General features: G+C 39.6%; 10 protein-coding genes and 1 pseudogene. 4 read left to right on the top strand and 7 right to left on the bottom strand.

Annotation, left to right across the window (positions count from 1 at the left end; genetic code table 11):
• Positions 1-241: 241 nt before the first annotated feature.
• The 3 genes and pseudogenes from BN2458_RS00055 to BN2458_RS00045 all read left to right on the top strand — a co-directional run.
• Positions 242-457: pseudogene (locus tag BN2458_RS00055) on the top strand (winged helix-turn-helix transcriptional regulator); the annotation flags it as partial.
• Positions 458-708: 251 nt separating this feature from the next.
• Positions 709-2,961, top strand: coding sequence for a dynamin family protein (locus tag BN2458_RS00050; RefSeq protein WP_052082083.1), 2,253 nt, complete (start codon positions 709-711; stop codon positions 2,959-2,961).
• An 8-nt stretch (positions 2,962-2,969) separates the two neighbouring features.
• The gene (locus tag BN2458_RS00045) at positions 2,970-4,865 is read left to right on the top strand and encodes a dynamin family protein (protein ID WP_231944793.1); all 1,896 of its coding nucleotides are present in this window, start codon (positions 2,970-2,972) and stop codon (positions 4,863-4,865) included.
• 26 nt (positions 4,866-4,891) lie between these two features.
• Here the strand turns inward: BN2458_RS00045 and BN2458_RS00040 are convergent, their stop codons facing one another.
• From BN2458_RS00040 to BN2458_RS00010, 7 genes are all read right to left on the bottom strand, one after another.
• Positions 4,892-5,434 carry a hypothetical protein gene (locus BN2458_RS00040; protein WP_034342521.1) on the bottom strand — a complete coding sequence of 181 codons (543 nt, stop codon included), beginning with the start codon at positions 5,432-5,434 and terminating at the stop codon, positions 4,892-4,894.
• Complete coding sequence (gene lpxC, locus BN2458_RS00035; protein ID WP_034326385.1) at positions 5,421-6,314, bottom strand: UDP-3-O-acyl-N-acetylglucosamine deacetylase; 894 nt, start codon at positions 6,312-6,314, stop codon at positions 5,421-5,423. The genes BN2458_RS00040 and lpxC overlap by 14 nt, the downstream gene beginning before the upstream one ends.
• On the bottom strand, positions 6,311-7,003 hold the full coding sequence (locus BN2458_RS00030; protein WP_034342524.1) for a septum site-determining protein MinC: 693 nt from the start codon (positions 7,001-7,003) through the stop codon (positions 6,311-6,313). The genes lpxC and BN2458_RS00030 overlap by 4 nt, the downstream gene beginning before the upstream one ends.
• An 83-nt stretch (positions 7,004-7,086) precedes the next feature.
• The gene (locus BN2458_RS00025; RefSeq protein WP_034342527.1) at positions 7,087-8,460 is read right to left on the bottom strand and encodes a M23 family metallopeptidase; all 1,374 of its coding nucleotides are present in this window, start codon (positions 8,458-8,460) and stop codon (positions 7,087-7,089) included.
• 60 nt (positions 8,461-8,520) lie between these two features.
• On the bottom strand, positions 8,521-9,645 hold the full coding sequence (gene flhB, locus BN2458_RS00020) for a flagellar biosynthesis protein FlhB (protein WP_034326381.1): 1,125 nt from the start codon (positions 9,643-9,645) through the stop codon (positions 8,521-8,523).
• Between the two features lie 3 nt (positions 9,646-9,648).
• Positions 9,649-10,218: a molybdenum cofactor guanylyltransferase MobA gene (mobA, locus tag BN2458_RS00015; protein ID WP_034326379.1), complete on the bottom strand. Its 570-nt coding sequence runs from the start codon at positions 10,216-10,218 to the stop codon at positions 9,649-9,651.
• A gap of 31 nt (positions 10,219-10,249) precedes the next feature.
• Positions 10,250-11,500, bottom strand: coding sequence for a DNA-methyltransferase (locus BN2458_RS00010; protein ID WP_081951386.1), 1,251 nt, complete (start codon positions 11,498-11,500; stop codon positions 10,250-10,252).
• Positions 11,501-11,661: 161 nt separating this feature from the next.
• On the opposite strand from BN2458_RS00010, the gene moaA reads away from it, so the two are divergent.
• Complete coding sequence (gene moaA / locus BN2458_RS00005) at positions 11,662-12,663, top strand: GTP 3',8-cyclase MoaA (RefSeq protein WP_034326377.1); 1,002 nt, start codon at positions 11,662-11,664, stop codon at positions 12,661-12,663.
• Positions 12,664-12,900 lie beyond the last annotated feature (237 nt).

Raw genomic sequence — 12,900 nt, 5'->3', positions numbered from 1 at the left:
TTTTATGAGATTATTGAAGTAAAGCTTACCTTTTCACTTCTCTTCTCTTAACAACTTTTGCTCTTATGGAGCTATTTTTTAGAACCTCTGCGTGTTCGTTCTTTATGTCAAGTGGCCAATCCATTCCTTGTTCTTGCACATTCCAATCAGGGTGTTTGCCGCCCTCAACGCTCAAATAATCCTCTACACAACATTGCTCTATAAGTTTATAAGAAATATAAGCATTTTGGATTCTTTTTAGCTCAAAAAGTCTGTGGGCGCGACAAAAAATCAGAGCATTTCTCAAAAGGTTTTAACCCAAAATTTGCGCGAATTAGAGGAAGCAAAGTTGATTAAAAGAAAAGTCTATGCAGAAGTGCATCCACGCGTGGAATACAGCCTCACTCCGCTTGGGCAAAGTTTAGATTCTGTGCTCCAAAGCCTAGAATTGTGGGGCAAGAGCTACAAAGCATTGTAGGAAAGATTTTATAAGATTCTATACATTTTTCAAAAGTATAGAATCTACTTTTTCGCTCGTGTGGCTTAGCCTTACTGCGCAAAACGACTAAGTCCAAATCTTAATGTTATTTGTGCCTTATTTAATACACTTTCAAAACACAAGTTATTATTTATTTTACTTTTTATGTTTTTATGCGAAAATATGTTTTTGTATCTGCACACAATAGAGCAAGCCTAGTGCAAAGCAGCAGCAAAGCAATGGAGAAAGATATGTCAATTTTACAGCAATATTTTCGCAATTTTCATCAGCTCCCCCCGCCAAACACTCGCAGTAGCACCCCTCCCATAAACCAAAGTCCGCAATCTCTTAGCATTATCCTCTGTGCCAATGAGCGCAACCTGCATATTTTCTCACACTGCCCGAGCTTTATGAGTGCTTTACCAGAATCTTACCTTGTGCTTACACCCTCCCAGCTACTTGATTCTGTCCTTGATATGCAAGCACACATTGTGAGTGAGAATCCATATATTTTTGATGAGCTTATGCCCTATTTTGCGAGACTCAATCTCGCCTCTGTAATTGATGATAACGAGTTTTCCTCCCTTGCCTCACTTAAGTCCTATGTCACATCGAGCGCACAAAGTGAGACTAAGATACAAAACACTAACCTACAAACTGCGCGTGAGGAGCTGTATAAGATTCATAGCCTCTTAGCTCCTATGCTTGATAAAAATACGCAACTTGCCCTCTCCCAAATCACACACAAACTAGAAAATGAAAGCCTGTGTATCGCCATTACCGGTGTGCTTAATGCCGGAAAATCTACTTTTTTAAACGCACTTTTATCCCAAGAGCTTTTAGGTAGCTCAAATGTGCCAGAGACAGCAAATCTCACCATTTTGCGCTATGGCAAAGAAGTGAGTGCGAGGGTGCATTTTTGGAGCAAGGAGCAGTGGGCAGATTTAGAATCTTCAAGCACATATGACGAGCAATTAAGGACATTTGTAACAGAATGCAAAACACATTTTGGCGCGGAGCTAGATTCATATATCACTACGCCACACAGCACGAGAGATATACGCGCTGATGAGCTTAGTGCCTATACTTCGGCAAATCATTCAAGCAAAATGTGTAATCTTATTCAAAAAGTCGAGCTTTTCACGCCTCTTGCATTTTTGCAAAATAATGTCGAAATTGTCGATACGCCCGGGCTTGATGACCCGGTTACAAAACGAGAGGACATTACACGCGATTTTTTAGCACATTGTGATATGCTTATCCACGTGATGAATGCGAGTTGTGCGCTCACACAAAAAGATATTGACTTTATTTTGGAATCTCTACTCGAACAAAATATATCGCGTCTGCTTGTCGTGCTTACACGCATTGATTTGTTAAGCAAAGAGGATCTCAATGCTTCGCTCGAATACACGAAAAAAAGCCTCGCCACACAGCTTAAAAATGCCAACTACAAGGGCGATACAGCCGCTCTTTTATCGCGTATTGATTTTTTCCCACTCGCCGGATATGCCGCCCTGCTTCATCGCACTAATGGTGATACGAGCAAGGTTAGCATTTCTTTGGAGCAAAGCGGGATTATGCAAATAGAATCTTATCTACAAAAAATGCTTTTAGGTAATGAAAGTCTCAAAGCGCAAGATATGCTCTATCTCGCCTATAAAGCCACTCACAAAATCGCACAAGAATATGAAGAGATTTTGTCCTTACAAACGAGCCTACTCCACGCGAGTAAAGACGAACTAGAAATGATTATCGCCCAAGAGAGGGCGCATAATGACGCGCTTTTGCAAGAACTAAAGAGTTTAGAATCTACCCTTGCTTCGCTCCACAACGAGCTAAAAGACTTTCTCCACATGCTCCAATCCTTTAGCACAAATACTCTCTCAAAATCCGCCACACTCGTAAAAGACAAGGTGTTTAATGACATTGTGTATGACTATGAGCGCGGGACAAAAATAGAATCTACAAACATACAAACAATGATAGAACTTAGCCTCAAAGACTGCTTTGCGGACATCGGGCGCGAATATCGTTACAGACTTAGCAGAAAAATCGCACAGCTTAAAAGCGCGATAGCCGATACCGAGGAGATGAAGCTCCCGCCTATCCATTTTCAACTCAAAACTGCGGATATTGCGCCTATTATGCGCTCCCTGCTTGATGAACTCCCACATCTTATTAAAAGTGCGAATAGAAAAAACAGCCTCAAAATCGCACTTGAAAATGCCTTTGCAACACTCTTTAATGCCTTTGCAACACTCATAGAATCCAAAAACAAAGAGATTAGCGCCCTCTGCCTTACACATTTTGATGAGATAAGCCAAACGCACAAATCCCATATAGAATCTAAAATCGCACAAAAAGAACAAAGCCTACAAAATGCTCTTAAACAGCGGGACGATAGTAGCCACAATACAAGAAAAGACGAGCTAGAAGCGCAATTTAGAGTAATTAAGGACATTACAAATGCCTTGCAATCCCAGTTACAGCATTTACAATAGGAGCAAATATGAGTAATACACAAGATTCGCAGACCTTGCAGGATTCACAAATGGCGCAGGATTTGGCAGATTCAAAAGATTCACAAGAGAATCTACTCGAAACATTTATAAAGGAATTTGCAGCCGCAAAAGAGCAAATCCTGCAAAACAGCAATCCCCTCTACGCACTCATCGACAAAGTCAAATATAGCCTAAGTCAAGTCGCGCCATTAGATTCTAAAACGCTCCATAGCCTCAACGCGCTAAGCCTTAGCATACAAGAGCCAATGAAAGTGGCGATTATTGGGCAATTTAGTAGCGGTAAATCCACATTCTTAAACGCGCTTTTGGGGCAGAGCATTCTCCCTAGTGGTGTTACGCCAATTACCTCCAAAGTCTGTCATATTGCCTATGGAAGCGACTACACGCTTGAAATTGTCTATAAAAATGGCAATATCACAAATAAACCCCTTAGCTACCTAAGCGAAGTGAGCGAGGCAGAGAATACAAAAATTGCCTTTTACAAACTCTATGCACCGCTCAATCTGCTTAAAAGTATTAATTTCCTCGATACGCCCGGATTCAATTCAATCAATCAAAGCGATACAGACACAACAAACGAAGTGCTTGAAAATGTCGATGGTATTATTTGGCTCACACTCATCGACAATGTTGGTAAGCAGAGTGAGAAAGACATCATCAACACACATATTAGACACTATGCAAGCAAAAGCCTCTGTGTGTTAAATCAAAAAGATAGGTTGAAAAATCAAGATGAAATTGATGTAAGCCTCAATTATGCTAAAAAGGCATTCGATGGATTTTTTGAGGATATTATCGCTATATCGGCTAGAAATGCACTTTTGTCTCATAACGCAAAGGGGGAGGAGGCGGAAAATCTTAGGGCAGATTCTAATATAGAATCTATCCTTGCCTTTTTGCAAAATACTATTGCACCACAGGCAGAGGAGGCAAAATCTCACAGCATTCACAAACATTTACGCACACTCACGCTCAATTACGCGAGACTTTGCCTACACGCGCATTTACACTTCAAAAAGCTAAAATCTGCTCTTGTGAGTGCGGGAGTGCATTTTACAGATAGCTATCCACAGAGTGCATTTTACAAATCTTTCCCTTCACTTTTTTATGATTTAGAATCTAAGCTTGATGAACTCACACAGCATATTTATAGCTCCTTGACACGCACTTCTAGGGACTTTGTGCGATTGGAGAAAAAACTCGGTATTACCACACAAAAGATACAAACAAAGGAGATTACGACTTTGCCTCGAGAGCGTTTGGGACTAAGTCTGTGCGGAGGAGATTCACAATTTGAGCGAGATTTTATCAAACTTGGTTTTGATATAAGCGCAATGGGCGAGAGTTTTGATACACTTTTAAATGAGCATATGGCGCATTTGAGGGGGATTATCACACAATGGTATGAATCCTTTCTACCAACCCTGCAAAGTCCGCTTTTGCAAAAAAGCCTCGATGAAATGCTAAATGCTCATCAGCACCTCACGCATATACACAGCCAAAGTCTCAAGGCGCAACTAATGCTTTTTGCGAAGATTCTCACACTCAATTACCAAATATCCGTGCATTTGTGCCTCAATAGCATTGATTTGAAAATTCAAGAAGCTCTTGATAAACACAGCAAGAATCCTGACACTTTGCCGCTTTTTAATCCTAGCCTAGAAAATATCCGCGATGAGCTTAATCTAGGTTTTTGCTTTAGCTTTTTGCAAGAAAATCTTTTAACCCAGCCGCTACACAAAAAAAGCATTTGGCATTTTGAACGCGAAATGAAAGCACTCTGTGATGAGCAAAACGCGAATATCAGCGCGTATGAGGGGCAATACAAGAACTACCTAACATTGCTCAAAGAATTACTTACGCTTCTTAAGAATAAAGCATAGAGACTAGATTCTAAAATTTTAAACCCTCAAAGCGGAGGCAAAATATAGAGTGGCTCGGTGGGCAAGTTAAACGCACTCTTATCAAGTCTTTGTGGCAAGAAGAATGAGGCATTATTTTTCATCACCCCGCTATCTGTGGTGTTTTGATTTATCGCATTTTGATTTGATACATCTTGATTCACATTTTGCACAAGGCTTATCTCGCCATTCTCGTTACGATAAAAGCAACTCGTGCCAAAGGCTCTAATATATGCGCTTTGCGTGAAGTAAAAGCTTGAAGTAGCAAAAAGCCTTATATCATATAGATTGCTTAGTGTATGCAAAAAAATATGTGTGAGTTTAAGTGCGCTAAAGCTCCCGGGACCATTTGCATAATAAATAGCATTGATTTTAGAATCTGCATAAGCTGGGTTTTGCTTTGGGGTAGGGAGCAAAGATTCAAAAACGCGAGGTAATGCCACCAAGAGTAACTCGTTGCTTTGAACTTGCTCTATGAGCGTATTATTCTCATACACCCCGCAAAGCAGCGGAGAGCTTGCGCTAAAAAGAGCAATATCAATGTGTCTCATATGCGTATTCTAAAGCTTCTTCCTCTACTTTGTCCTCAAGACTTACTATCTCATAGGCTTTTTCATCGCTTAAGAGCTGTTTAGTAAGAAGGTGATTGAGCTTGTGGCTTCCAGCGAAAGATACATAAGTGCCAAGCAACGCCATACCAAGCAACGCCATATCACCAATAGCATCTAAAATTTTATGTCGCACAAATTCTTCTTTGTAGCGCAACCCCTCTTTATTGAGAATTCCGCTTTCATCAAGCACAATACAATTACTCAAGTCCCCGCCCTTTGCCAAACCCTTAGAGCGCAAATAATTCACTTCGTGCAAAAAGCCAAATGTCCTCGCTCGAGCAATTTCCTCTTTATATGCTTTGGTAGAAAAAATAAATTTATATTGTTGGTTGCGAATCGCTGGGTGAGCAAAATCAATACTAAAGTCAAAAATCGTCTTTTCACTCGGCTCTACGCGCACAAATTTTTTATCCTCCACAATTTCAATAGGCTTTTTAATCGCAATCGCCTTTTTATGCGCGTTTTGTGAGCAAACTCCCGCCTCTTCAAGCAACATACAATAGCCTATTGAACTGCCGTCCATAATAGGTACTTCCTCATTATCAAGCGAGATTCTAATATTATCAATACCATACGCGTGAATGGCAGAGAGCAAATGCTCGATTGTCGAAACACGTGCATCACCATTGGCAATCACGGTTGCCATAGTCGTATCAATTACACTTTGTGGCTTGAGTGGGATACTCACACCCAAATCGCTACGATAAAACACAATGCCACTATCCACGCCCAGAGGCTCAAGCTCCATTCTCACAGGCACGCCCTTATGAAGCCCAATACCTACAATTTCAACTTTATTTTTAATCGTTTTTTGTCTCATATCATCTCCTTTACCAATATATTATCGCCCTTTTTAAAAATCATTTTGAATAATGCGTTGCTTTGGTTAATCGTGTGTAAAATTTCTTGGCTAACAATCGTATCCTGAAACAAAACGGCAGGATTTAGAATCTTAGAGCAAATGATAAAATCTCCATGCGCCTCTATGCTCCCCCTGCACTCGCCAAAGAGAAATAAATTTCCCTCTGCCACCACACGCGCACCGCTGTTAATGTGGGATTCTATAACAATATCGCCATTATGATATATCTCCTCTCCGCTTCGCACGATACGACTAATCCATAATGTGCGAGAGAACGCGCCTGAAAATGTAGCAGGGATAGATTCTGATTTGATAGAATCTACATTATCCGCGCTCATCATATTGTTCGTGTTGTTTGCCACGCCATTTATTGAATCCTGTGCGCGTTCTTGTGTAGAATTAGCATTTATTGTTCCAAGCGCAACATATGAGGCGTTATCGCGCGTGGGTATTTCTCCACTCAAAATCGCAAAAGAGAGATTGTTAGATTCTAAAAATTCTTGCAATTCCTTATCAATTTGCCACCCAAAGCCAAGCATATGATGCCTAAGCAATGGTAAGTATTTTGTAATAAAGTCAATACACTCTTTTGTATCAGCTGCTTCTACAAACTCAAATAATGCGACTTTGCGCTGTTTTGTTTTCATTCTACCTTGCCTTTTGCTCTTTGTGTAATTCCCTATTCTCTGCTTCTCTCATTGTGCCTATGCGCTTCATTCTTTATGTGTCTTTATCGTAACGCATTTGTGTTTTGCGTAAATTCACGCGCTTTTTTAAGCACATTCACCACATTTTCATCAACCCACTTTTGATCAATCCACTCATTGAGGCGCACAAAATGCCCTTGTATTAAGATTCCAAAATGCAAATGATCGCCAAAAGCCCAGCCGGTTTGCCCTGTCTTACCAAGCTGCTGCCCTATGCTGACCTCATCACTTACTTCTAAACTACTCTCGTGCATATGCGCATAAATTGATGAAACGCCAAATCCGTGATAAAGTAGCAAGGTATTGCCATAAAGCCCTAGATAACTTTTAAGCAGCACCACACCTCTATTGCTCGCTATGATTGGCGCATTTTTCACACTCGCTACATCAATACCTAAATGCACTGCCTCGCTTATTTTTTCTTTATTTAAAAAATAGATGCGATAATCCCCAAAACTCCCAACGACCCTTGAGCCTCTAAGCGGCACAAATGCGCGGAAATCCTCATCTATATAGCTTGAATCCGATACAGAGTTACTTGCTTTGAGGATTCTACTCTCATCTTCGGCGCGCACTCCTTCGTTAAAAAATACAAATCTTTCCACATCGCTACTAAAATCCCTCAAATGTTTTTTGTCAATTTGCGCGATAAGTTCATTGAGTTTGCCATTCAAAAAATCCTCTTTGACATTGATGTTTGATTGATAGTAAGGCACATTGATGTTGCGCGTGATGGGAATAGTATGCTTTGTTGTATTTCCCGCTTTGTCCGTGGCTACAACTTGTGCAACAAAAAATTTATTTTTGAGAGGCCACGCAATGACACCCACATAAATGTCATCACTCGCATATTTAAAGAGCCTAAATTCATCAGTGCCATTATTGATTGAAACCTTATCCAAATCCATATCTTTGACTTGCACTGCTATGACCGCGCTCCCTCCACGCACGATTTGAAAAGACTGCGCAATATTTTTTACCACAGGTGGAGTTGTATCCACAATCAAATGTAAATCCACCTCCGCGGTATTGCCGCTAAAAAAATGTGAGTTACTCCAGTCGGTTACGAATAGTTTGTATTGAATGCTCGTGCCATTTTTTAATATCGTGGGAGAGCGAGGTAACTGAATCTTTACGGACTTTGGCTTATTTAAAATTACTTCTTTTTCATCAAGCAAAATCTCGCCATCAAAAATCATCTGCACACGATAATTGCGTATGCCACTCTCGTCGCTAAATTCAACAAATATATCATCATCAAGATTCCAATGTGTGGGCGTATCACTCGTGAGTGTTGGGGCTTTGTTTTCAAAAAATACTAAGCTAAAGCTAATCACACCCACCGCCACAAGAAGCGCTACAAGCACACCCATAATCATTAGTCGCCTATTTTCCATACCCTAAAGCCTTTATGTAAATGTGAAAGCGCACATTATATCACAAAGCATAATAAGTGCCTATGTGCTTTGCGCACTTTTGCTGTTGATTGTATTAATCAGCTTACTCAAGCTATCTTTTCCTTCAAGCGCATCGAGTCGTGCCACCTCGCCAAGCACCTGCACCACCGCGCCAAAGAGTTCGGGCGGGATTGTTTGGTTTAAATCAAGCTGCTTATAAATGGCTCGTGCAAGGGGCGGATTCTCAACAATACGAATCCCGTATTCCCTCGCCACAGCCTTAATACGAATAGCAAGCTCATCTATGCCCTTTGCCACCACCACAGGCGCCATTTTGCGCTCATATTCTTTTTGGGTATATCGCAATGCCACGGCATAATGCGTAGGATTTGTAATCACCACAGAAGCAGAGGGGATTTCTTGCATCATACGACTTTGGGCAAGTTTTTGCTGCATTCTTCGAATCTTTGCCTTAATCTCCGGGCTTTGCTCGTATTGCTTATATTCATCTTTGACTTCTTTGATGCTCATTTTAAGGCTTTTTGTGTATTGATATTTTTTGATGAGATAATCACTCACCGCCATAATAAAAAATAACACCAAAAGCACACCAATAAGCATTAATGCCTTTTCTCTAAACCACAGAATCTGCGCGTAAAGCCCTCCCATAGAGACACTTGGTAATTCATCAAAGAAGCTCACAAACACCGCGAAGCCAATGATAAAAGCCACAAAAACCTTAAAGGTAATCATAAAGCCATCGAGCAGTTTTTTGAGCGAAATCACATTTTTGAATCCACTTATAGGATTAATCTTTGAAAGTTTTGGCTTAATGGCTTTAGGGGAGAGCAAAAATCCAAACTGCGCAATATTGGCAATCACGCCTGTAGCCATTAGTGCGATAAAAAGCGGGGCGAGCATAATAAACACTTCAAGTATAATGCCTAGCATCAAATTCCCAAGAATACGACTATCCACATCAAGATTCATAAGCGCACTAATATGCAAGAAAATCTTTTCGGCACTACTCACCCAAAAGGGTATAAGCAAAAACATCAACCCAAGCCCGACAAGCAGGATAAAAAATCCCGCAAATTCCGGACTTTTGCCTACATTGCCCTCTTCTCTCGCTTTTTGAATCTTATGTGCGCTCGGGGCTTGGGTCTTCTCCTCATCATCTGCCATTTGCTACACTCCCAATCTCAAAAACTCTAAAGCGCGTGCATAATCCTCTTGTGTATTGATATTAAAGCATTCTTCATTAGAGGCAGACACACTTTTATGCTGATGAGTTTCTATAATTTGATAAATGGTATAAATTTTAGATTTACGCGCCCAAACAAGCGTATCAAGCAAAGAAATATGCCATTTTGAAATAAGATAGTGTGCCTTGTCCTCGCTTTGTGCATAAGTAATAGGTGCATTTGAATCCACAAGCTGACGCAAAGTTTCTCCACGCACAAAAGGTGTATCTACGCTCACAAAAAGTATTTCTTGGGCTTTAAGCTTCTCAAAGGCATTTATCATTCCTATGATAGGTGCATAAATGCGACTTCTTTCAATTAAAAATGGGGCATCAAAAGCGAATTTCTTTCTGTCTTTGGTGCTGATATATACTTTTTCACATATTTTACTTAAGCGCGTAAATACCCACTGACTTAGATTCTCTTCTCCAAAAGCAACTTGTGTTTTATCCTCTCCCAAACGCGAACTTTTGCCCCCCGCTAAAATCACGCACGGAATCATTATTTTTTGCATATATGCTTACTCCTTACATCTATTGACAACATTATATATTGTTTTGCGAATTTTGCAACCTGTATTGCTCTCGTATCTCATCTAACACAACGCGTTTGTTGCCCTCACATTCCACTTCCCAATACATAAAGCCATTAAGCCTTTGTGCTTTGCTTTGTTTAAGCCGTGCTGCAAGAGTATGAATATCATAAGAGTGCCCTTTATATGCTAACTTCCCCTCCCTTTTTAAAGTTGCATAAATAGAAGTTTTTTTCAAATACACTCTTTCATTAATTTTCAAAAATCCTGCTTGTATAAGCTCGCTTAAACTGACTTTTAAAGGCTTTTCATCAAATGTTGCTCGTGCGATTTTATTATCCTCAAAACTAACACTTTTAACGCGATTCTTACCATATTCAATATACATAGGATTTTGCTCAAAGCTTATATATTTTCGCCCAAGCTTTTTCGCCATAGCTGCCGTAGTCATTGTGCCTCCAAAAGGGTCAAGCACAATATCATTTATGTTGGAACTAATAGCAATGATTCTATACAGCAAGTCTTGTGGTTTTTGTGTGCTATGAAGCTTTTTCCCTTGATTATTCTTAAGTCGCTCATTTCCACTACACACAGGCATTTTCCACACACTTCCTAACTGTCTCCGCTCTCCTTTATTAAAATCTACAATATCAACATTAAGCTCTTTCGCAGTTTTATAATGAAAAGTGTATTTACTTTTTTTACTCTTTGTCGCCCAAATAAGCGTTTCGTGCGCATTATTGAGTCTTGTGCCGTGAAAATTAGGCGTAGGATTACTTTTATGCCAAATCACATCATTGATAAACCAAAAACCCAAATCCTGCATAATCCCACCAATGCTATAAATACACTGCATAGAGCCGATCACCCAAATACTCCCATTTGGCTTTAAGATTCTATAACATTCCTTGAGCCACTTCTCGCAAAAGGCTTTGTAGTCGTCATTATTCTTAAAGACACTATCCCACGAATCATCACAACCACTAAAGTTACTCCCCTCAGGACGCTTTAACACCCCATCTACGCGCATAAAATACGGTGGGTCAGCAAAGATAAGGTGAATGCTAGAGTCCGGCAATTCTTTCAATAAATCTATGCTGTTACCCTGCACGATCTGATTAAGAGGTATTTTATCAGGCAAACAAGCTTTAGAAACTTGCTTAGATTTTGCCTTAAGTTTTTTCTTAGAATCTGCACTAGATTCTAAAACTTTAGCACCTAACTCATTGTGCGAATGCAACACAGAATGCGATTTGTGCTTCATATCAATCCTTATAAACGCTTATGTTTTAAATCATTGTAACTTATTTTGTATAATCACGCTTTTATTTTGCGCCCATAGCTTGAAGCACTATAAGCACAAACAAGTTTTAGTGCTTTAACTAAGAAATATATATATATAACAAACAATATGTGGGAGAGATAATGCTCATAGATTCCTTTCATCGCAAAATCGACTATATGCGCGTATCTGTTACCAAACAATGCAATTTCCGCTGCCAATATTGTATGCCTGATACTCCAGAAGATTTTATAGATGAAAGTGCGCTGCCTCTGCCTAAAATGTTTGAATTTATTAAAATCGCCATTGATAATGGCATAAAAAAAATCCGTATTACCGGTGGTGAGCCACTTTTGAGGGCAGATTTAAGCGCATTTATTGCTCAAATCTATAAATACGCTCCACATATTGAACTCACCCTTACAAGCAATGCTTTTTTACTTGAAAAATATGCTAAAGATTTAAAGGATGCAGGGCTTTCACGCATTAATATTTCTTTAGATTCTCTTCAAAATGAGCGCATAAAGCTTATTTCTAAACGCGATGCCTTGCCACAAATCCTAAGAGGTATTCACAAAGCAGCGGCTTTAGGACTTGGCATTAAACTCAATATGGTGCCACTTCAAGGCATAAATGATGATGAAATCATTGATATGCTTGAATTTGCTGCCACTTATGGCTTTGGTATTCGCTTCATTGAATTTATGGAAAATATCCACGCAAAAAATGGTTTAAAAGGCTTAAAGAAAACAGAGATTCTTAGCATTATCAATGCTAAATATCCTACACAAGAGGAAAGAAAAGAATGCTTTGGTCCTGCCAAACTTTATAGCATAATCCACGCGGATTTTTCTACAAATACTTCCACACAAGCACCCTTTAGTTTTGGCATTATCTCTCCACACGAAGATGATTTTTGTGCAAGCTGTAATCGTATCCGCCTTACAAGTGATGGCGTGATTTGTCCTTGCTTGTATTATCAAGAAAGCGTGAATCTTAAAGATGCCATTATGCAAAACGATAAAGAAAATATGCAAAAACTCTTGGAACTCTCCGTGCATAATAAGCCTGAAAAAAACCAATGGGAGCAGGAAATGACACAGAAAAACCACTCCACACGCGCATTTTACTACACAGGTGGATAACTCTATCAACCCTTGATGTCTTGGCAAGTCAAAAGCACATTTAACTCTACCTATACCCAATAAAAGCCGTATTAGAATATATAGCTACTTCACACTACCAACATTTATCTTTTCTCGCAAATACATTTAAAAACATTTTACCCTTGATTTTATTATAATTTTCAATTATAATACTTTTTAATGATTATCATTAAAAATGACTATTAGTTTATCAAGCGACAATGCAAGGAGTAGCAA

Source organism: Helicobacter typhlonius (assembly GCF_001460635.1).
Taxonomy (GTDB): domain Bacteria; phylum Campylobacterota; class Campylobacteria; order Campylobacterales; family Helicobacteraceae; genus Helicobacter_C; species Helicobacter_C typhlonius.
The sequence above is the reverse complement of the archived record's forward strand: the minus strand, read 5'-3'. Positions and strand labels throughout refer to the sequence as shown.